Annotated in this window: 2 protein-coding genes; both read right to left on the reverse strand. The window is 36.8% G+C overall.

Annotated elements, in window-relative coordinates:
- The coding region (locus tag AB1471_RS16845) for a DUF7852 domain-containing protein (protein WP_437342380.1) at positions 1-351 on the reverse strand (351 nt) is incomplete at its 3' end.
- A 619-nt stretch (positions 352-970) separates the two neighbouring features.
- The coding region (locus AB1471_RS16850) for a CsxC family protein (protein ID WP_367780917.1) at positions 971-1,563 on the reverse strand (593 nt) is incomplete at its 5' end.

Here is a 1,563-nt window from a genome sequence, read left to right on the forward strand (position 1 = left end):
TGTCGCATATTCAATGTTTTTGCGAATAAATCCTCCTACAAATAATTTAGCTTTTATTACCACACGTTCTATGGATCCATCTGGCTTACGTATAAATGCAAAGTCTACAGGTACAAGTTTACATTGCGTTAAAAATACATCTTTTCCCACTCGCTTAATTTCGAATGCGGGTGGATCAAGTGGAATATCTGCTTCGACAACGATTTGAATTTTGGGCTCTACTAATACAACTGGAACTTTAATGAAGAATATCTCAACAGGAGAAGGTGTGATTGATTCACTCGATAAAGGGGGTTGTGTCATTGAATCTACTGGACAAACAGGATCAATTTTATTATGGTTTTGACTCATTACATACGCTCCTTTCTTTTAATTTTTAATTCTACATGTGATCTCTAACAACATTTCTCGTCTTTGTTAAAAAGACATTTTAAAACGACAATACTTGAAGTAATGAATATCGCAAAGAAGATTGTTGCGACGAGGGCAAGGATAATCCCTAAAACTGTGTTAGCAGGTACAAACACAGCTAATGCCACTGCCCCTATAATGAGGGCAAAAATAAAGTCGATAAAATCTTTCGCAACCCATGTGCCTTACAACATTCCCCTCTCTGAAATCATTTCACCTCCTTTAACCTTTGTCATTATTTTATTCTTACAATGTGATTAGTGACTGTGCTTTGTACGATGAATTGAATAGCAGGGGTTGATGGTTCCATTCTGTGGGATTCTCTGAAGTAATCTATATGCCTACTTTTCTTAAGCTGTTGGTAAAAAACTAATAGTTTTTTTCTATAAGCACACTATCTGTCACTATCTGTCATAGCACCAGCGCTACCGTACCTTCACAACCCAAAAAATAGTTACCAGATAAGGTAACTAACGATAAAAAACGCCTTAAAGGCGTCTCTTTTTTCCTTCAAGGCATGATGAAGTGGACTAAACATGTCTAAAATCGCCCCGGAAGATTAACCTCTATCCTTATCTTGCCTCAGATTAACTTGTTGTAGTTGTAATACTTTTACAGTAAGGTCAAGTACAATTTTTTCTCGTAGTGTATCAAACGTTTCATGTGCATCTGTAGGGCATGGAGAAAAATCAATTTCAAAAAAATCGGCACTGACTAACTCGCAATACGGTTGCTCATTATAAAACACACTGTTTTCAAAGAAGTATTTATCTTGACGTGGCGTAATCCCGTCTTTTGGATTAATAAATCGAGAACTACTTGCTGAAGACTCATTTAAAATCGGTAAATTTAAAAATGAAGTAGCCCCACCAATTTCTGTGGTACTAGAAATCTCTGTGAAACCAGAAAATGGAACATCGGCAATTCGATCTTGAATGACGCCATTACAGTCCTTTGCAGCATATTCAATGTTTTTCCGAATAAATCCTCCTACAAATAATTTAGCTTTTGTTACATGACGGTCTTCACCTCCACCGCAACCTACTGCAAACTCTACAGGTACAAGTTTACATTGCGTTAAAAATACATCTTTTCCTACTCGCTTAATTTCGAATGCGGGTGGATCAAGTGGAATATCTGCTTCGACAACGA

The organism is Jeotgalibacillus marinus (assembly GCF_040801915.1).
Classification (GTDB): Bacteria; Bacillota; Bacilli; order Bacillales; family Jeotgalibacillaceae; genus Jeotgalibacillus; species Jeotgalibacillus marinus.